Annotated in this window: 18 protein-coding genes; 9 read left to right on the top strand and 9 right to left on the bottom strand. The window is 62.5% G+C overall.

Going from position 1 to position 17,224, the window contains the following annotated elements; genetic code table 11:
* Window positions 1–44 precede the first annotated feature (44 nt).
* Window positions 45–2,627 carry a putative bifunctional diguanylate cyclase/phosphodiesterase gene (locus tag EKO19_RS11350; RefSeq protein ID WP_175597031.1) on the bottom strand — a complete coding sequence of 861 codons (2,583 nt, stop codon included), beginning with the start codon at window positions 2,625–2,627 and terminating at the stop codon, window positions 45–47.
* 316 nt (window positions 2,628–2,943) lie between these two features.
* Between EKO19_RS11350 and EKO19_RS11345 the strand changes: the two genes are divergently transcribed.
* Window positions 2,944–3,669, top strand: coding sequence for a glutathione S-transferase (locus EKO19_RS11345; protein WP_129776531.1), 726 nt, complete (start codon window positions 2,944–2,946; stop codon window positions 3,667–3,669).
* On the opposite strand, the gene EKO19_RS11340 is transcribed toward EKO19_RS11345, so the two are convergent.
* The 6 genes from EKO19_RS11340 to EKO19_RS11315 all read right to left on the bottom strand — a co-directional run bounded on the left by EKO19_RS11340 (window position 3,666) and on the right by EKO19_RS11315 (window position 8,617).
* Window positions 3,666–4,235 carry a polysaccharide deacetylase family protein gene (locus EKO19_RS11340; RefSeq protein WP_129776530.1) on the bottom strand — a complete coding sequence of 190 codons (570 nt, stop codon included), beginning with the start codon at window positions 4,233–4,235 and terminating at the stop codon, window positions 3,666–3,668. The two genes, EKO19_RS11345 and EKO19_RS11340, sit on opposite strands and share 4 nt — an antisense overlap.
* A complete protein-coding gene (locus EKO19_RS11335; RefSeq protein ID WP_129776529.1) occupies window positions 4,235–4,789 on the bottom strand; it encodes a YkoP family protein in 555 nt (184 codons plus the stop codon). The genes EKO19_RS11340 and EKO19_RS11335 overlap by 1 nt, the downstream gene beginning before the upstream one ends.
* Complete coding sequence (locus EKO19_RS11330; protein ID WP_175597030.1) at window positions 4,786–6,198, bottom strand: MGDG synthase family glycosyltransferase; 1,413 nt, start codon at window positions 6,196–6,198, stop codon at window positions 4,786–4,788. The genes EKO19_RS11335 and EKO19_RS11330 overlap by 4 nt, the downstream gene beginning before the upstream one ends.
* A 128-nt stretch (window positions 6,199–6,326) precedes the next feature.
* Window positions 6,327–6,926 carry an SAM-dependent methyltransferase gene (locus tag EKO19_RS11325; protein ID WP_217705260.1) on the bottom strand — a complete coding sequence of 200 codons (600 nt, stop codon included), beginning with the start codon at window positions 6,924–6,926 and terminating at the stop codon, window positions 6,327–6,329.
* Window positions 6,927–7,621: 695 nt separating this feature from the next.
* A complete protein-coding gene (locus EKO19_RS11320) occupies window positions 7,622–7,813 on the bottom strand; it encodes a hypothetical protein (RefSeq protein ID WP_129776526.1) in 192 nt (63 codons plus the stop codon).
* A 27-nt stretch (window positions 7,814–7,840) separates the two neighbouring features.
* Window positions 7,841–8,617, bottom strand: coding sequence for an SOS response-associated peptidase (locus tag EKO19_RS11315; protein ID WP_129776525.1), 777 nt, complete (start codon window positions 8,615–8,617; stop codon window positions 7,841–7,843).
* A gap of 125 nt (window positions 8,618–8,742) precedes the next feature.
* On the opposite strand from EKO19_RS11315, the gene EKO19_RS11310 reads away from it, so the two are divergent.
* The 3 genes from EKO19_RS11310 (at window position 8,743) to EKO19_RS11300 (ending at window position 11,075) form a co-directional block, all read left to right on the top strand.
* Entirely contained in the window at window positions 8,743–9,039 is a 297-nt protein-coding gene (locus EKO19_RS11310) for an RNA polymerase sigma factor (RefSeq protein WP_129776524.1), read from the top strand.
* Window positions 9,040–9,096: 57 nt separating this feature from the next.
* On the top strand, window positions 9,097–9,396 hold the full coding sequence (locus tag EKO19_RS11305) for a FecR domain-containing protein (RefSeq protein ID WP_157995223.1): 300 nt from the start codon (window positions 9,097–9,099) through the stop codon (window positions 9,394–9,396).
* Window positions 9,397–9,485: 89 nt separating this feature from the next.
* The gene (locus tag EKO19_RS11300; protein WP_129776522.1) at window positions 9,486–11,075 is read left to right on the top strand and encodes a serine hydrolase; all 1,590 of its coding nucleotides are present in this window, start codon (window positions 9,486–9,488) and stop codon (window positions 11,073–11,075) included.
* On the opposite strand, the gene EKO19_RS11295 is transcribed toward EKO19_RS11300, so the two are convergent.
* Window positions 11,029–11,556 carry a DUF6265 family protein gene (locus tag EKO19_RS11295; RefSeq protein ID WP_175597029.1) on the bottom strand — a complete coding sequence of 176 codons (528 nt, stop codon included), beginning with the start codon at window positions 11,554–11,556 and terminating at the stop codon, window positions 11,029–11,031. The genes EKO19_RS11300 and EKO19_RS11295 overlap by 47 nt on opposite strands.
* Window positions 11,557–11,618: 62 nt before the next feature.
* Between EKO19_RS11295 and EKO19_RS11290 the strand changes: the two genes are divergently transcribed.
* The 4 genes from EKO19_RS11290 to EKO19_RS11275 all read left to right on the top strand — a co-directional run bounded on the left by EKO19_RS11290 (window position 11,619) and on the right by EKO19_RS11275 (window position 14,838).
* On the top strand, window positions 11,619–12,164 hold the full coding sequence (locus EKO19_RS11290) for a lipocalin family protein (RefSeq protein ID WP_129776521.1): 546 nt from the start codon (window positions 11,619–11,621) through the stop codon (window positions 12,162–12,164).
* The gene (locus tag EKO19_RS11285; protein ID WP_129776520.1) at window positions 12,161–12,709 is read left to right on the top strand and encodes an NADPH-dependent FMN reductase; all 549 of its coding nucleotides are present in this window, start codon (window positions 12,161–12,163) and stop codon (window positions 12,707–12,709) included. Before EKO19_RS11290 ends, EKO19_RS11285 begins: the two co-directional genes overlap by 4 nt.
* 109 nt (window positions 12,710–12,818) lie before the next feature.
* Window positions 12,819–13,373, top strand: coding sequence for a hypothetical protein (locus tag EKO19_RS11280; RefSeq protein ID WP_129776519.1), 555 nt, complete (start codon window positions 12,819–12,821; stop codon window positions 13,371–13,373).
* 1 nt (window position 13,374) lies between these two features.
* A complete protein-coding gene (locus EKO19_RS11275; protein ID WP_129776518.1) occupies window positions 13,375–14,838 on the top strand; it encodes a PepSY-associated TM helix domain-containing protein in 1,464 nt (487 codons plus the stop codon).
* Here the strand turns inward: EKO19_RS11275 and EKO19_RS11270 are convergent.
* Complete coding sequence (locus tag EKO19_RS11270; RefSeq protein WP_129776517.1) at window positions 14,798–15,409, bottom strand: hypothetical protein; 612 nt, start codon at window positions 15,407–15,409, stop codon at window positions 14,798–14,800. The genes EKO19_RS11275 and EKO19_RS11270 overlap by 41 nt on opposite strands.
* A gap of 127 nt (window positions 15,410–15,536) precedes the next feature.
* On the opposite strand from EKO19_RS11270, the gene EKO19_RS11265 reads away from it, so the two are divergent.
* Complete coding sequence (locus EKO19_RS11265) at window positions 15,537–17,078, top strand: cation:proton antiporter (RefSeq protein ID WP_129776516.1); 1,542 nt, start codon at window positions 15,537–15,539, stop codon at window positions 17,076–17,078.
* The last annotated feature ends 146 nt before the right edge of the window (window positions 17,079–17,224 follow it).

The following is a 17,224-nucleotide window of genomic DNA, read 5'->3' as shown; positions in this document are numbered from 1 at the left end:
GGAAGACGACGATGCAGAAACTCCGCGCCGCAGGCGCCGGTTCCTCACTTCTCGTCGGCGGGAGGCCTTCCAGAACGCGTGCCGCGCGCAGACGACGCTCGCAAAGTACGTAGCCGCGTCGTGCTTTCGTTGTCCTGAGCCGGCGCGGGCGCGCCGATCATCAATTGCTCCAGATGCGCGCGGGCCTGATCGATGAACACCGGCACCGTCGCCGCGTTGATGGGCCGGGATACCAGATAGCCCTGGATCTGCACGCCGCGATCGTTCAGCAGCACGCCCAGCTGCGCCGGCCGCTCGACGCCTTCGGCCGTCACCTGCAAGCCGAGGCTATGACACAGGCCGATGATTGAACGCACGATGGCCGGCGATCGGCCGCCCGTATCGATCGTCCTGACCAGGCTGCGATCGATCTTCACGCGAGTCAGCGGCAAGCGCTCCAGCGAGGTGAGCGAGGAATAGCCCGTACCGAAATCATCCAGTGCAATGCTGATGCCGAGATCACGCAACCGCTTCAACGTCGCGATGGTGTTCGCGCCCGTCTGCAACACGTTTTCGGTCAGCTCGATTTCCAGGCAGTGCGCCGGCAGCTGATACTGATTGAGCAGCGATTGCAGGCGAGTGACGAAGCTGGCGCTCATCAGCTGCTGCGAAGAAATATTCACGGCAACGCGCGCCTTGGGCCACGGGCCATTGTTCCATACTGCCGCGGTCTGGATCGCCGTACGCAGCGCCCAGTCGCTGATATCGGCGATCAGGCCAGTCTGCTCGGCAACCGCAAAAAAGTCCGCCGGCGACACCACGTTGCCATCGGGCTGACGCCAGCGTAGCAGCGCCTCGACGGTGTGGGTCTCCAGGGTTTCGAAACAAACTTCGGGCTGGTAGAGCAGTTCGAACTCGCCCTGCTCCACCGCCCGACGCAACGACTGCTCGACCTTGAACCGCGACGCCGCCGCCTCGAGCAGCTGCGGCGCGTACAGGCTCCAGCAATTGCGGCCCGACTCCTTGGCGCGGAACAACGCCGAATCGGCCGCTCGCAATAAAGCATGAGAGTCGGACGCGTGATCCGGGAAGACACACGCGCCGACGCTGACGCTGATCCTTAGCTCGCGGCCATGCACGCTCAGCGAGCGCTGGAATTCCTCCAGCACCGAACGGCTCAGCCTCTCGACATCCCCTAGCTGACTTACTTCTTCGCAAACAACCGTGAATTCATCGCCACCCAAACGGGCACTGAACGAGCGCGAGAACAGACTGTTCATGCGCAACCGCTCACTCACCGCCTGCAGCACGCGGTCGCCGAACGCGTGACCCATGCTGTCGTTGATGGTCTTGAAGTTATCCAGATCGATGAACAGCAACGCCAGGCGGCCGTTGCGCAGACGCGCCCTGTCGAGGGCTTCATCGAGATGCGCCAGCAAATGGCGGCGGTTCGGCAGATCGGTGAGCGGATCGTGATGCGCGAGATGATTCAGCTCGCGTGTGCGCTCATCGACGCGCGCTTCCAATTCCAGCTGATGCACGCGAACCGCGTTCTGCGCCTGCTGAAGCTGCTCGGCCATTTGGTTGAACGCCTCGGCCAACGTATCCAGCTCGCGCACACCACCACGCACCACTCGCGTTCTGACTGCACCTCCAGCCAAACGCCGCGTCGCTTCGGTCAATCGACGCACCGGCGCGGTCACGCCGGTGACCGTGGCAATGGCAATGCCGATCAACAACAGCATGGCGACGGCACTCGCCCAACCGAGCTGACTGTCCGCGCGATCCGACGCCTGCACCGCCAGTCGATCCGCATCCGCCAGCGCTCGCCGTGCCGGCTCGACCAGCTTGTTGACGACCATGCCCGAGATCTCAGCGGTGTGATCGCGGAACATCACCGACCGCTCGTTGAATGCCTCGATGCTTTCGAACGCGGCGCGCCGGCCGGCAACCACGTTGTTGAAGTTGGCCTTCACTTGATCGAGCCACGGCTGGCCATGCAGTTTCGCCAGCTCAGCCGAATGCTGCTGAAGTCGCGAGCGGAACGCGTTCTCGCTGGCGATGATGAACTGCAACGAACGCGGCGATGACAGACTCGCGGCGGCGCTGACTTGCTCACGAATGCCGGACAGCATGCGCGACAGATCCATCAGCTTCTCGCTCGCGAATACCGCGCCGGCAAAGCGCACCGCATTCGCCTGCGGGGCGTTGAGGCTCGTCTCCAAGGTATCGAAGCGCGCCCAGCAGTCACGCATGCGTGAGCGACGCGCCACACTGCTGCGAAGAAGATCGTCGCCCGCCTTGAGAAAATTGTTGAGCTCCGCGGTGAATGCGGGAGCGGGGCTATCGAACTCGGAGAAACGGCCGGCAGCCTCTTGATAATCGTTGGCGGCTTCGGTCATGCGCTGGGCGGCGGCTTTGACCGGTTGTTGCGCGATGGTGCTGGTCTCGCTCTGGTCGATCACCGCGCGTTCATACATGGAGACGGCGGCGGCCAGCGACTCGGTGGCGCGCACCAACGGCTCATGCTGAACCAGCAGCTCACGAACCTTTTCCCGGGCCTCGCGGGCGCTTTGCTGGGTGGAAACGTTGGCTACGATGACCGTGAGCGCCACCGCCGCGAAACCGATGGCCACGCGCAGGGCCATGCCCGGCCGCCATTGTCCTGAACGCAGACCGAAGACTGGACGCGATGTTCCTTCGCCAGAGTCGATCCCATCGGTTCGGCTTGGAGGAAGCTCCATCCAGTATCACTACGTAAGATAAGAGCCGGCAATGTGCCACCGGCTCCGGTTCCGGTCTGTAGGAACTCGATTGGATTGAGCAGCAAGTCTCGCTTTGCCGCCCCGGCTGCTGTGTGATTTAACTTATCGGCACCGGCGGCGCGGTGCGTTCAGCATCCGGGAACGATATCTGGCCGCGAAGCCTTCAAAGAAATGAACCCAACCCGGACGAGGACCCCACATGTACGAGCTTTATTATTGGCCAGGCATCCAGGGCCGCGGAGAATTTGTCCGACTGGCGTTGGAAGAAGGCGGCGCGAAGTACGTCGACATCGCGCTGAAGCCCGAGAACCAGGGCGGCGGCGTGCCCGCCATGAATAAATTCCTCGACGGCCCGCGCGTCCCGCATCCGCCGTTCGCGCCGCCCTTTCTCAAGGTCGGCAAGCAACTCATCGGTCAGACCTCGAACATCCTGCTTTACCTCGGCGGCCCGTTGAAGCTCGCGCCGCACGACGAGGCGGGCAAACTTTGGGTGCATCAGCTGCAGCTGACAGTCGCGGATCTCGTCGTCGAAGCCCACGACACACATCACCCGATCGCCGCAGGTCTCTACTACAAAGAGCAAAAGGCGGCCGCGAAACGCCGCGCCGCAGACTTCCGCGAGCACCGCATTCCAAAATTCTTCAACTATTTCGAGAAAGTACTGACCCGCAATCGAAGCGCTGGCCCGTGGCTGGTCGGCGCTCGCGTCACCTACGCGGACCTGTCGCTGGCTCAAGTCGTCGCGGGAATTCGTTACGCGTTCCCGAAAGCCTCAACAAAGGCACTCCGCAAACATCCGCGACTGTTGAAACTGCATGACGCCGTCTTCGATCGCCCGCGCATCAAGCGCTACGCCGAATCAGGCCGACGCCTCGCCTTCAACAACGACGACTTGTTCCGCGATTACCCGGAGCTGGATGGCTAGGACGGCAATAACGAGGCGCGCAGCCCACGATCGGACAGCTTGCGCAGAAACAGCGGCAGAATCTTCAGCAGCTGGTCCGGCCGATTGTGCTTGTTCTGGCCGTCGTGCATGAGCACGATATCGCCGCCCTTCACGGCATCGAGCCGCTTTTCGATGCCATCGGCCGCCCCCAGCGGCCCCCAATCGATCGCACTGACATTCCACAGCACGACCTGCTCGCCACAGCGATGCGCCTCATCGGTCATGCACGCACGTTCGCGCCCATGCGGCGGACGATAGAACTTCGGCTCCGCACCGACCACGTCGCTGATCGCCTTCGCGCCATCGCGTACCTGTGCCCGCGCCGTCCGCGACGACATGAACCAGGGATGTCGATGACTGAAGGTGTGATTGCCGACGGCGTGTCCCGCCGAGTGAATGCGTCGCATGAGATCGGGCGTGCGCTGCGCCTGCTGCCCGATGACAAAGAACGTTGCCTTCACCCCGGCGTGCGCAAGTGCATCGAGCACCTGCGGTGTCCACTCGGGATCCGGCCCGTCGTCGAATGTGAGAAAGACGCGATCCACTAACCGACCTTCAACTTACCCAGATTGCGCGACAGTGCTGCGCGTGTCAGCCAGTATAGGCGCGGCTCAGCCTGCTCGCGATCGCGAATTCGCGCAGCGGGTGCGAACACCCACATCAGCATCTTGAAGTGCGCCGACAGCAATCTGGTTCGCCACGTTTTGGGCATCGGCGTGCTGACGAACCCGACGACCTCGCCGTGCGCGGGAATCCACGTCGTTCCCTGAAACACTCGCACATCGGCAAACGCGGGATCGCTATGCGCCGCTTCCGCCAGCTTGCGCAGCGACTCGCGCATCAGCTTGGCGAACCGAAATCCAACCCGATGCATGGAGCCCTCGCCCAGCGCCGCGATGCTCGCATTGTTGAAGTGCAAACGGCCGATGACGTCGTTGTCGCGCAGAAGCGTGCCATCCTCGAACGTCAGATCCGGCCCGCGATACTGCGCCCGACCGATGAACAACACCGGTCCGAGCGTCTTCAACTTGTAACGCCGGTAGTACCAGGCGTCGACGACGCCGAGCGCGCCTTGCGCGAATCGATGCAGCAGTTTCATCGGGTTTGTCGAGCCATTGCCCGGTTGACGGAGGCCAGATCGAGCGCCAGTTGCGCCACTCTCGCCGCGCCATCGCGCTGACCGAGCAGCCAGGCACGACGCTGCATGCTCTGCAATGCATCCCGGTCCCGCAGCAGCGCATCGACGCGATCGAGCAACTCGCCATCGGCGACCAGGCCGCCGACTTCGTGACGCGTAAGAAAATCGACGTTGAATCCTTCCTGGCCGCCCAGCGAACGGGTCGCCAGCAACGGCCGGCCGCACGCCAGCGATTCGGCAACCGTGATGCCGCCGGGCTTGCCGACGACCACATCGGCCGCGCGCAGATAAATATCCATGCGGTCGGTCCACTCGCAAACTTTCAACCGCTGCGGATGCTGAGCCGCGAGACGGTCCAGCGACACCCGCGCTTTATTGTTGGTGCCAGGCATGACGACGACGTGCGTCGACGCCGGCCGCTGCAACAGCGACAGCGCGGCCGAGTCCACACTCAACCCCAGGCCGCCGCCGAGCACCAGCACGATCTGCGCCTCCTCGGGCAACCCCAACGCACGACGCGCTTCGGCTTGTGACAATGGAAACGCAAAATCCGGCATTAATGGCACGCCAGTCGCGGCAGCACGCGAAGACGTCGACGAACCATCCCCTTCCAGGATGGACGCATGCGCCACACAGTAGCGATCCACTCCTCGCTGCTTCCAGAAATCGTGCACGCCAAAGTCCGTCAGTACTCCGACCATGGACGCGTGCACCTTGCCGCGTTGCTTCAGGTACGAGGTCATGGCCGCGGGGATCATTTGGGTGCTGACGATCACATCGGGCGCGAACTTGCGGATCGCGGGATCGAGCCGCCGGATCAGCCGCAGGTACGTGAATTTCCACAAAGCCAAACGAGCGCGCACGCCATTGCCCGCAAGACTGTCACCGTCATACGGCATCGACGCGCACAGCAAGGAATACAGCAGTTTGTCGGAGGCGTAGCGACCGCCGCGCGGGATGCTTTGCCCTTCCTTGGAGGCAACCGAGGAGATCAGCTCGAGCACTTCGAGCACCGCACGCGGAGGCCCGGAACGGCTCTCCAACACCTGGCGCCAGGTGCCGGCCTCCAGGTGATACAACCGTTCATACAAATCGGAATGGTTTTGAACCAGATCCAGATAGGTCGCATGAATGGCGCGCGCCGCGCCGGCGTTCATCAACGACCAGAAATCGACGGTCGCGACTTCAGCCTGGTCCTGCAACGCCGCCGCGACCGCCTGGGCCGCACGCACATGCCCCAGTCCCAGACCCGAGGTGAGCAACAACACTCGCAACGGCGGCCCGTCGTGAGATATCGGCTCATCGTTGTCGGAAAATACGAACGCCTCGTGAGCCTGTTGCGAACCGGAGCTGGGTAGATCGAGACGCATGCCGTGTTCCGATGGCCGGGCGCGGCCGGGCGTGTAATGAACATTACCTCTTTGAATGCCCCATCGTAGTCTCCGGTTCCGGACTGCGCATGAGGACATTGTTCATTTTCAATCACTTCAATCGTGATTCAGTGTTTCGCGACCGGCCGTTCAGCCAGCGGTGGCATCACCCACAGATAGATCCCATCGGAGCCGAGATTGACCGAACGATCCGGCACCCAATCCTTACCCATGTCGAAATCGTGCGAGACCACTCGCGCCCCCGGCGGCAGCTCGGCAAAGAACTTCGGTTTGAGACGCCGATTCAATTCGGGCAACAGATACAACAGTACGACGTTCGCTTCACGTAGATCGGTCTCGAACATGTCGCCGACCTGGAAGGTCACCAGCTTATCGACGCCCTGCGCTTTCGCATTGGCGCGCGCCTCTCTGATCCTGGCCGGATCGAGATCCACTCCGATGCCGCGCGTGCCGTACTGTTTGGCGGCGGCGATGACCATGCGACCGTCGCCGCACCCCAGATCGTAGACCACGTCGGTCGGTCGGATCTTGGCCTCGTAGAGCATCCGGTCGACCACTTCATGCGGCGTGGCGACGTACCAGACATCGAGTTTGCGCTTGAGCTTGGTGGGTTCGGGCTCGGAGCCGGCGCCGACCTGACACAGCGCCAGCAGTATTAATCCCAATAGCGCGAGCGCGCGATCAGAGACCGGGTGAGGTGTTCGCAAGTGACCTCCGCCATCTTGATTTTTTTGTCTGCCATCGTTCCCGGCGGGAACAATGACCCCCTTCGCAGCCGTTGCATCTGGATGGACGGGCATTGATCAATGAACGACCAATCCAACGCTCGAGCCATCTTCCGCCGCGAATACGCGAAGTCAAGCCTCGGTTATTCAGAAGTTATCCACCGCTTCTGTGGATATCTGTGCGGCCTCGCGAGGGTGCGCTAGAATTACCCACTTCGAGACATGTGGGCCTGTAGCACAACGGTTAGTGCAGGGGACTCATCGATACAAGGTGCCTTCGTCGCGAAAGCCACGAAGTGGACGGGATGAATTCAGGGAACCCTTCCGCCCCACCCTCGCGGGTGCGGCGTGGCAACCCTGAGCCAAGCCGGCGGTACACCGCCGGAAGGTGCAGAGACTACCTGAGGGCGGCCTCACTCCGCGGACTTCGGTCCCGGCGCGAATGCCGAGCGCCCTTGATAACAGGCTGGAGCGTCCCGCACCCCACCGCCCGGAGCGATTCGTCGCTCGAGGCGCGGGTGAAGAGATAGTCCACTCCCTTTGGAAACATCGGGGCAACAGTGAATCCCTTGGTTGCAGGTTCGAATCCTGCCGGGCCCACCATTTCTCGAAAGCTCGACACACCTCCTGCCATGCAACGATGAGAGCGACGTGTTTGTTCATCGTGGATCACGGTGCTATCGCGTTGAGTCTTTGATCACGATCGAGACGCCGGGCAGGCGCAGCAGTCGCAGACCGCGACCGGCGAGCAGCGAATCGACGCCTTCATCCAATGTTTCCAAACGCAGTACGCCGCTGACAGCAGCATCGGCACCGTCGTCGGCGAGCCATACGAGGTAGCCGCGGCGATAGCGACCGATCTGCTCCAACGCCTGTCGCAGCGATGTCCGATTCAGCTAGCTGAAAAGATCCGACTGCCCGCCTTCTTCCCCGCGCGGCTGGATCAGATCCGGACCGTCGTTGCGATTGCTGTTGACCCGGTTGCTGACCGGATAAGCGAACATTTCTCCGGAGGGAAACTGTTTGAGCACCTTGAAGGCCTCCTCGGGCGCGCCGCTCAGCCAGGTCTGGTGATCTTCCCTGGCGAGGATCGCGGGCATGCGGCGCTCTTCCTGAGCCAGCAACACCCGTTTGCCGGCGGTCTTCTTGGAATTGTGTATGTCAGCCATCAGCTCGTTCGCCGGCATAGTGATGACGGTGCAGGACTCGATCATTTCGCCCGCCGGCGTCACCGAACGATCCCAGAGGCCGGCAAGAAAGAACGGATCCTGATCGACGACGGTGATGTAGTAAGGCACGGCGACCTGCCAGTCCGGCGGCTGTGCCTGCCATTCATAGAAACCGGACAGCGCCACCAGACATCGTTGCCCCCGCTGCCACGCATCCCGAAACGAAGCATTGGTCCGCAATGTTTCGATACGTGCATTGATGGTGTTGCCCATGGCCTTGCCGCGGGCCCAGTGCGGAATCAATCCCCAACGCAGATGAGTGCCTTCGCGCTCTCCATCCAGCTCGCGCACCACGCGCACGACCGGCACGGGATCGGTCGGCGAAACGTTGTAACGCATCCCGAACAGCCCCTGCGAACGCAAGCGCGAGGACCAGCTGTGACGCTGGATTTCGATCGCGCGCACGATCGCGGCTTCTGCGGGAGAGACATAGCGGCCACACATGGCGTCATCCTAACGAATCCGACCCCGATCCGCGCGGTCCATAGAACACGGTTCCGATGTCAACCGGTGCGATGGCCCCCTAAAAAACATTCTCTGCGGGTGCCGCCTGGGTCGTCTAAGTACGCATGGACAACAATAAAAGACGGCCGGCGACGAGCGAGCATGCTCGCAACATCGACGAGGTCTACCAGCGACGTTTGCCGGATCTGATCCGCCTGGTCCGCAAGTACGGACACCCGCCGCATCTGGCCAAGGAAATCATCCATGAGGCGATCTCGCAGGTGCTGAAAGTCGAGCATCCCGCCGGCATCGAGGAACTGGATCGATACATCGTCGCGGCGGTGAGAAACCGCGCCATCGATGAATTTCGCAAACAGAAATGCCGCCTCGACAACGAAACGCTCCTGCGCGACACCGTGTAGCTCGACGACCAGCGGCCCTCCGCGGAATCGGAATATCAGGATGCCCAGATCAAGGCATTGGCCGAAGCCATCGATCGGCAGCGGCGCTTCATCGTCACCACCGACCTGGCACGCATCGAAGGCGCGGGCACCGAATTCAGTGTCAGCAACACCGAGCAATCCATCGTCGTCACGGTTTCAGAAGGCGTCGTCGAAATCTCGCCGAGAGGCCTCGGGATGAGCGCGTCGGGAGTGCCGCGCACCTTGCGCAAGGATCAGCGGCTGATCCTGCCCAAGAACGGCTCCGCATCGACGATCCAGAAAGTCGCCGCGCATACCGAGCGCGGCTGGCTGGACCTGCCCTGGCGTCTGAAATGATGGCCCGTTGATGGCAGTCATCAACCCGAAGGCGATGAAGCGCCCGGCGGGATCTGATTACAATGCGCCGTTCAACCTCGGACAGGCGCATGAACTCCACCATCAAACGCTCGGTCTCCGCTCTGCTCTGCACGGCGCTCCTCGGCCTCAGCCCTCTGAGCTTCGCGGCCCCGCCTTCGGACCTCGATGCCCTGGTGAAAAAGTCGATGCGAAAGTTCGAGGTGCCCGGAGCATTGCTCGCGGTGGTCGAGCCGGGCCGCGCGCCGCTCACCAAGGGCTACGGCGTGCGCAAGCTCGGCAACGGCGCGCCGATGAACGAGCACACGTTGTTCTCGATCGCCTCCAACACCAAGGCCTTCACCTCCGCGGCGCTGGCGATCCTGGTCGATGAAGGCAAGTTGAGCTGGGACGACAAGGTCGCCGACCGGCTCCCCGGCTTCCGCATGTACGATGCCTTCGCGTCACATGAGATGACCATTCGCGATCTGCTGGTTCATCGCAGCGGCCTCGGACTCGGCGCCGGTGACCTGATGTTCTGGCCCGAAACCACCATTTCGCGGGAAGATCTCGTGCATCGCCTGCGCTACATCGCGCCCGCGACCAGCTTCCGCAGCGGTTACGCCTACGACAACATTCTCTATGTCGTGGCCGGCCAGGTTATCGCAGCGGTCAGCGGCGACTCCTGGGAAGACTTCATCGTCAAACGCATCTTCACGCCACTCGGCATGAATGAATCCGTGCCTTCGTCCACCCGAGTCAAAACCGACAACCGCAGCTGGCCGCATGCCCGTCTCAACGGGCGCTCACGCAACGTCGGCGGCAACGTCGAGCCGTTGTCGATCGCCTCGGGCTGGGACAACGCCGCGCCCGCCGGCGGAATCAACGCCAGCCCGCACGACATGGTGCGCTGGATGCAATTGCAGCTCGATCGCGGTGTGTTGGGCAGCTCGCGCCTGTTCAGCGAAGCGCAGGCGAATGAAATGTGGAAGCCGCACGTGCTCATGCCGGTCAGCCCCGAGCACCCGGCCCTCGCCGCGCTCGATCCGACGTTCCAGACGTATGCACTGGGCTGGAACGTGAAGGACTATCGCGGTCATCGCATCGTGACTCATCAGGGCTTTCTGGAAGGCGCCGCCTCGGTGACGTTCCTGATCCCCGAGAAGAAAGTCGGCTTCATGGTGATGATCAACTCGGAAGATACCGAGGCGCGTGAAGCCATCTCTTACACCTTGCTGGATCACTACCTCGGTCTGGCCCGCACCGATTGGGTGGCTGCTTTCACCAAGGCATACGACGCCAAGATCGCCGACGCAATCCGCGTGCTCGACGCAGCCGATGCTGCCAAGAAAGAGCAGAACGCCAAGGGCCCGTCCTTGGAACCGCAGGCCTACGCCGCGACCTATCGCGACGCCTGGTATGGCGACGTGGTCGTCACCAACAACGGTGGCACGCTGAACATCGACTTCAAGAGCTCGCCCGGCATGAACGGCCTCTTGGAGCACGTGCGTTTCGACACCTTTCGCACGCGCTTCACCGATCGCCGCATGGAAGACGCTTACATCACATTCACGCTGAAGGCGGATGGCAGCGTCGATTTCGCGCGGCTGCAGGCGATTTCACCGCTGGCGGATTTCAGTTTCGACTACCACGATCTGCTGTTGAAGCCGGTAAAGCCGTAACCCCCGAGAGCGCGTCGCACGAGACGCGCTTCATGGGAAAATCCACGCCTCGTACCTTGCCGTCGCGCGTGCCTTCGATACGCGCGACGAGCCGGCCGTCCGGCTGCAACCGATAGATCACTTTCTGCGGAAAGTCGTGCCCGGGGTTCTCGAACGTCGCCGAGTCATGATCGACGGTTGCAGCGACAAACGTGGTCTCCTGTTGCCCCGACGGCAGCGCGATGAACACGACCTTGCCCTCGGTATTGGTCCGCAGCTGCATGAACTCGAACTCCACGGTCTTGCCGTTCTTCACCGTGCGGCTGACACCCAGCATGGTGCCACCGGCCGGCGGCAGCCAATGTTCCAGCGATCCCGCATCGCCCTTTTCCGGCTGCCAGCAGCCGGCGAGCCAGGCAAGCGCTTCGACACCGCGCTCCGCCGAGACCGCATTGCCAGTGGCCAGCGCCCCCAGCGAAATCAACAGCACACGAAAACGCATCCAGCCTCTCCCAGTGGAACGAATGGCGACCTGTCGCGATTCGATAATAAGATGGGTGGGCCATGAAGCACATTGTTTACCTGCTGCTCGCACTGCTGGCCGGCTGCCAGTCCACACCGCCGAAGCCGCCGCTGCAACCGGTCGCGAGCGTGGATCTGCCGCGCTACATGGGCGACTGGTACGTCATCGCGCACATCCCGACCTTTCTGGAGAAGGGCGCATACAACGCCGTCGAGTCGTATCGGCTGCGCTCCGACGGCACGATCATCACGACATTCACGTTCAATCAAGACGCACCGGACGGGCCGCTCAAGACGTATCGGCCCAAAGGCCACGTCCGCAACACTCGCAGTAACGCCGAGTGGGGCATGCAATTCGTCTGGCCGCTGCAGGCCGACTACGTCATCGCCTACCTCGACCCGCAGTATCAACAGACCATCATCGCCCGCAAACAGCGCGACTATGTCTGGATCATGTCGCGCACGCCGCGCATTTCAGCAGCTGAATACGATGCACTGTCGGAGCGAGTACGCGCCATGGGCTACGACATGAGCCTTCTGCGACGCGTGCCCCAACAGACTCAACCCCCGCCCCGGAGCACTCCATGACAAACATCGGTTACATCGTCGGCAGCCTTCGCAAAGGCGCGTACACCCGGATGTTGTCGCGCGCGCTGCCGGATCTCGCGCCGTCGTCATTCAAGCTCACCGAGATCGGCATCGGCGAGCTGCCGCTCTACAACCAGGATTTGGAGACGGACACGCCGCCGCCCGCGTGGACGACGTTTCGGGACCAGGTGAAGAGCAGCGACGCGATTCTGTTCATTACTCCCGAATACAACCGCGGCATGCCGGCCGCTGTGAAAAACTGCATCGATGTCGGCACGCGGCCGCCGAAGCAAGGGGTATGGAAGGGTAAACCGGCCGCCGTGATCTCGCTGAGCCCGGGCAGGCTGGGCGCAATGGCTTCGCATCAGCAGCTGCGCTTGTTGCTGTCTGTGATTGGCGTACCGGTGATGCCGTCGCCGGAGATCTATCTCTCCGAGGCTTCGAAGCTGTTCGACAGCACCGGCAAGCTCACCAGCGAAGACACGATCAAGCTGCTCACCACCCTGCTCAACGACTTCGAGACCTGGATCGGACGGTTCAAGTAACCCGCCCCGGGTAGGCATTCGCCAGCCTCGGGTAGGCCGCGCTGCGGCCCATTGTCGATAAAAATGCGCCGCGCTAGGCTTGGATCCCTCCAGACACCAGGCCCCGGCGATGATCAACACCATCGCGGCCTTCGCGCTCGGCATCGCGGGCGTGGGCTGCTTGTACAGCTCGTGGAAAGATCGGCTGCCGGCGCAACTCCGGCCGACGTTGCTGGGCTGGCTGTTGCTGATCGCGTCCGGCTATTTCGCGATCCGAGCCAGCGGTGCGGAATTCGGCACCACCTTGATTGTCACCGCGCCCGCCCTGGTCGCGTGGCTGCTGGTCGCCACCAATCTGGAGCTGCGCCAGGCCAAGGTTCGCAAACGCAAAGCCACTGAGAAGGTCGAGTCCATCGAAACGGACGGCACGCGTTCGTTGTCGCGTCATCTGCTGCTGTTTGTAATCACCGTCCCGCTGAGCGCAGCCGCCGCGACTTTGTTCAGCGTCGCCCTGGCGCGAGCGCTGCCGTTCAGTTACGTGAGTCATCTCGCGTTCGCCATTCTGCTCATGCCGTTCCTGTGGGGCTGCGCGGCATACTGGGCGCTCGCCGACAGCAAGCTCGCACGTCCCGTTGTCACCATTGTCGTGCTGGGCCTGATCGGCGTCGTCACCGCGGGGCTCTGATATGAACCTCATTCCTTCCGCAAGCCTGGTCAAACAATCGCTGTCGAGTCATTCGTGGCTCGGCCTGATGGTGGGCGCGCTGATGTATCTGGTGTGTCTGTCGGGCACGCTGGCGGTGTTCTATCCGGAGCTGGAGCGCTGGGAACAGCCGCGGATCCAGGAAGTGAAGGAGTACGACCCGGCCACATTGGAGCGCGCCTATCACGAGCTCGTGGCCAGCGGCGTCGAAGTCACCGAACACATGTTCGTCAATCTGCCCTCTCCGGAGTCGCCGCGCGCCAGCATCTCGAGCGAGAAGGAGGGCTGGTTCATCAATCCCGACGGTTCCCGCGGCGAGCGAGTGAATCATGAGTGGACCCACCTGCTGATCAATCTGCATCTCTATCTGCATCTGCCGGAAAGCTTCGGCATGTACATCGTGAGCGCGCTGGGCGCCATCCTGTGCGGCTTGATCGTGTCGGGGCTGATCGCGCATCCGCGCATTTTCAAGGATGCGTTCGTGCTTCGGCTGGGGGGCTCGAAACACCTGGAGCAGGCGGATATTCACAATCGCCTCAGTGTGTGGAGCTCGCCGTTCCAGCTGATGATTGCAATCACCGGTGCGTACTTCGGCTTCGCGCAGTTGATGGCGATGGTGTTCGCGGGCATCTACACCAACGGCGACACCACCAAGCTGTTCGCACAGGTGTTCGGCGAAGAACCGAAGCTGGAACAGAAGCTCACCCCGATCGCGCTCAGCAAGGCGATCGCTCAGACCAAAGCGATGGCGCCCGGGACGACACCGCTGTACGTCACCATCGAGGAAGCCGGCAAGCCCGGGCAGTTCATGCTGGTGGGCACGCAGCTGCCGGACCGGCTGATCTATGTGGAGCAATATCACTTCGACACCGCCGGCAACTTCATCGACAAAGTCGGTTACTCGGACGGCCCACCCGGCCGGCAGGTCGTTTACTCGACGTATCGGCTGCACTTCGGACATTTCGGCGGCTTTGGCGTCAAAGTGCTGTATTTCATCCTTGGTCTGGCGATGTCGGTCGTGTCGGTCACGGGCTTCAACGTCTGGCTGGCCAAACGCAAGCGACAGGACTTCCTGAACACGGTCTGGGCGGGGCTCGTGTGGGGCACGGTGCCGGCGCTGGCATTGTCGGCGGTCGCGCTGGTGTTGCTCGGCATCCCGGGCACGCCGGTGTTCTGGATCGTCGTCGCAATCTCATGCGCCATCGCGCATCACTGGAACGATGAAACATTGGCCAAGCAGCGACTGCAGATCGCGGGAGCCGTGACGATCGCCGCGCTGATCGTGGGTTACTTCGTGAAGTTCGGCGCAGCTGCGCTCACACCGATTCCCATCGGCGTGAATGCGAGCATGCTGGCCAGCGCGGCCGTGCTGTTATTGATGGGCATGAAGCGGGCGACGCCCGCCGTCACTTCTTTTCGGGAGCCTGATCCGGCAGCGGCGGAATGACCTGACCGGGATACCAGAACTTCAGGTGACAGCCTTCGCACACGTGATCCATGGTTTCGCCGGCATTCATGATTCCTTGCGGGCTGCGCTCTTCGGCCGCGTTGAGGAACGCGACACCCACATCGTGCAGCGCCTGCCCGAACCCGATGAAGGTCGCGCGATCCGCGGCGATGACCTGCTCCGATTCGGCGGCCGTGAGATTGCCCGGCGTCCCGTGATCTTCGAGCTGCTTGCCTTCACGCGCGACATGCCGGCCATCGAGCAGCAGCAGATTTGCGGATTCAGCGAGGATGAGCGCGTGCTTGCGGACCTCGGCCCACTCTTCGTCGGTGCGCGGCTGTTTCTCTTCGACGCCCTGGGCAGTTTCGGTGGTGCTGACCGATTCCCACAGAAAATCCGCGGCCGGATCGATCATGTCCCGCATGATGTCCTGAACGCCCGCGGTCAATTTGACCGGGCTGGCGCTCGGCGCGGGCGTGGCGGCTGGCTGCCCGGTCTTGCCGCACGCCGCCAGGCAGCCGGCAACCGTAAGCGCCACAAGAACCTTCACCGCCCGCAGTGAGTTAGACATTCGGCCACCGTTGTTGGAATGCAGGGCGCCCACTGTACCGACACCTCTGGCGGCCTTAATAAAATTAGAGTCAAGATGGTCCACACTTTGGAATGTGACCGCCTGCTAACCGGAGCTCCGCACTGTCATGGCGTTTTTCGAGACTTTGCTCATCCTCCTGTTCGTCGCCATCCTGCTATTGCAGGTGACGCGACGCTTCGCAGTCCCCTATCCCACGATGCTGGCCGTGGCCGGCGTCGTCATCGCGCTGCTGCCATGGGCCCCGCACATCGTGATTCAGCCGGAGCTGGCACTGGCTCTGTTCATTGCGCCGGCACTGCTCGATTCAGCGTTCGATTTGCCACCCAGAGAACTGCGACGGCACTGGCGCCCGCTGGTTGCGCTGGCCGGAATCGCGGTAGTCCTTACCACTGCCGCCGTGGCCTGGACTGCCGTAGCGCTGCAGGGATTGCCGGTCGCCGCAGCGGTCGCCTTGGGCGCCATCGTCGCTCCACCGGATGCAGCGGCGGCGGCGGCCATGCTCGCCCGCGCCGATATTCCTCGCCGCATGATCAGCGTGTTGAAAGGAGAAAGTCTGCTGAATGACGGCGTCGCGCTGTTGATCTTCGCAGCCGCCGTCACCATCGCGACCTCGGACAAGCCAGCCATCCATGTCCTCCCCGAGCTTGCCTTCGCGGTGCCGGGCGGAATTCTGCTCGGCATCGCCATCGGCGCAACGCTCGCGTGGATGATGCGATGGATGTATGGAACGGTGAGCGCAACGTTACTCGGTTTCGTCGCCACCTTCGGCGCGTGGATTCTCGCCGAGCATTTGCATCTGTCGGCCATCCTGTGCGTGGTCGCGCTTGGAATGACGATCGCTCATTTCCTGCCCGCGCTCACGCCGCCCCGCGACCGGGTGAGCACCTATGCCGTTTGGGAAGCCGTCGTGTTTCTGTTGAATGTGCTGGCGTTCTTCCTCATGGGCTTGCAAGCCAGCGAGATCATCAGCCGCTTGAACCCGTCGGAGCTCTCCGAAGCCTGCGGTTTCGCGGCCATCGTGTTCGCAGTCGTCGTGGCCGTGAGATTTGCGTGGGTCATTTTGTACATGCGAACGAGCGCGTTCGTGAAATCGCGGCGGGGCAAGAAGGGCGTGTACAGCAACGCTCAGGCCGTGCTCGTCTCCTGGTGTGGCATGCGCGGACTCGTAACGTTGGCGACGGCATTGTCTTTGCCAGGCACGTTTCCGGAACGCGACTTGATCGTGCTGAGTGCTTTCGCGGTCGTGCTCGGTACGCTGGTGGTGCAAGGGCTGACGCTGCGACCGTTGATTCGGCTGTTGTCGTTTCCGCCTGACAGTTCCTTCGCGAAGGAACTCTTGGCGGCGCGCGTGCAACTGATCGATGCCGCGGTCACCAGCATGGCCGATCGCAACGATGCGGCAGCTACCCGGTTGCGCGAGCTGTACGACGAGGAAAGAAAGATCGCCGAAGCGGGCAAGCATCCGCGCGATGTGAGCGAGTACGACGCCCTGCGCCGCCAGAACATCGCGGCCAAGCGCGCCAAGCTCGCTGAGCTACGACACTCGGGCGCGATTGACGATGATGTCTTTCACGCCCTGGAGCTCGAACTCGACTGGGCCGAGCTCGCCGCTTCGTCGCCGGATCATGTCGAATTGGTCGAGAGCTAGTCCGCTTTCTTCTCTGGCGTCGATGGACGCGGCTGCTCCACCTTTACGCCTTTGCGAGAACGAACGCGAGACACGACGAACGCCGTGACTCCACCGGCCGAGCCGGCACCCGCGGCGATCCACGCCGCCGCTGCAAAACATGCCGG

Source organism: Peristeroidobacter soli (genome assembly GCF_004138485.1).
Taxonomy (GTDB): domain Bacteria; phylum Pseudomonadota; class Gammaproteobacteria; order Steroidobacterales; family Steroidobacteraceae; genus Steroidobacter; species Steroidobacter soli.
Note: the sequence above shows the minus strand (reverse complement) of the source record. Positions and strands in the feature narration are given on the sequence as shown.

Excerpts from the sequence above, each read along its gene's own strand:
- EKO19_RS11335 (WP_129776529.1), bottom strand. The coding sequence starts at position 4,789 with ATGAAACTGCTGCATCGATTCGCGCAAGGCGCGCTCGGCGTCGTCGAC.
- EKO19_RS11270 (WP_129776517.1), bottom strand. The coding sequence starts at position 15,409 with ATGTCTAACTCACTGCGGGCGGTGAAGGTTCTTGTGGCGCTTACGGTT.
- EKO19_RS11275 (WP_129776518.1), top strand. The coding sequence starts at position 13,375 with ATGAACCTCATTCCTTCCGCAAGCCTGGTCAAACAATCGCTGTCGAGT.
- EKO19_RS11330 (WP_175597030.1), bottom strand. The coding sequence starts at position 6,198 with ATGCGTCTCGATCTACCCAGCTCCGGTTCGCAACAGGCTCACGAGGCG.
- EKO19_RS11315 (WP_129776525.1), bottom strand. The coding sequence starts at position 8,617 with ATGTGTGGCCGCTATGTCTCTCCCGCAGAAGCCGCGATCGTGCGCGCG.
- EKO19_RS11350 (WP_175597031.1), bottom strand. The coding sequence starts at position 2,627 with ATGGCCCTGCGCGTGGCCATCGGTTTCGCGGCGGTGGCGCTCACGGTC.
- EKO19_RS11345 (WP_129776531.1), top strand. The coding sequence starts at position 2,944 with ATGTACGAGCTTTATTATTGGCCAGGCATCCAGGGCCGCGGAGAATTT.
- EKO19_RS11280 (WP_129776519.1), top strand. The coding sequence starts at position 12,819 with ATGATCAACACCATCGCGGCCTTCGCGCTCGGCATCGCGGGCGTGGGC.
- EKO19_RS11310 (WP_129776524.1), top strand. The coding sequence starts at position 8,743 with ATGGACAACAATAAAAGACGGCCGGCGACGAGCGAGCATGCTCGCAAC.
- EKO19_RS11300 (WP_129776522.1), top strand. The coding sequence starts at position 9,486 with ATGAACTCCACCATCAAACGCTCGGTCTCCGCTCTGCTCTGCACGGCG.
- EKO19_RS11295 (WP_175597029.1), bottom strand. The coding sequence starts at position 11,556 with ATGCGTTTTCGTGTGCTGTTGATTTCGCTGGGGGCGCTGGCCACTGGC.
- EKO19_RS11265 (WP_129776516.1), top strand. The coding sequence starts at position 15,537 with ATGGCGTTTTTCGAGACTTTGCTCATCCTCCTGTTCGTCGCCATCCTG.
- EKO19_RS11290 (WP_129776521.1), top strand. The coding sequence starts at position 11,619 with ATGAAGCACATTGTTTACCTGCTGCTCGCACTGCTGGCCGGCTGCCAG.
- EKO19_RS11285 (WP_129776520.1), top strand. The coding sequence starts at position 12,161 with ATGACAAACATCGGTTACATCGTCGGCAGCCTTCGCAAAGGCGCGTAC.